This window comes from Kitasatospora sp. NPDC093558, from assembly GCF_040683475.1.
Taxonomy (GTDB): Bacteria; Actinomycetota; Actinomycetes; order Streptomycetales; family Streptomycetaceae; genus Kitasatospora.
This window is the reverse complement of sequence record NZ_JBFBDY010001133.1, coordinates 1-361: the sequence shown is the minus strand read 5'-3', so window position 1 is coordinate 361 and position 361 is coordinate 1. Positions and strand designations below refer to the sequence as shown.

The following is a 361-nucleotide window of genomic DNA, read 5'->3' as shown; positions in this document are numbered from 1 at the left end:
ACTCTCAAGATATAACGCACCGGGGGGCTTGCCGCAAGGCCCCCGTTATGCCGCACAATCGTCGGCCTGAGGCCCATGACCTGCGGAAACGGGAGCCGGAAAATGCGCGTTTTGTTGACGAGCTGGGGATCGCGCGGAGACGTCGAACCGCTGGCGGCGCTGGCGGTGGAATTGCAGAAGCTCGGGGCGGAGGCGGCGGTGTGCGCGCCCGCGGACGACGACTTCGTGGCGCTGCTGACGCGGGTCGGCGTGCCGCTCGTGCCGCTGGGGCCGACGGTGAAGTCGATCGTCGCCAACCCGAAGCCGCCGACCGGCGAGGACGCCTTCCGCCTGGCCCCCGCGCTGGTGGAGGCGCGCTTCG

1 pseudogene is annotated in these 361 nt (G+C 70.4%); it reads left to right on the top strand.

The window, feature by feature from the left end:
* Window positions 1-114: 114 nt before the first annotated feature.
* Window positions 115-361, top strand: a pseudogene (locus AB0O00_RS39135) (glycosyltransferase); the annotation flags it as partial.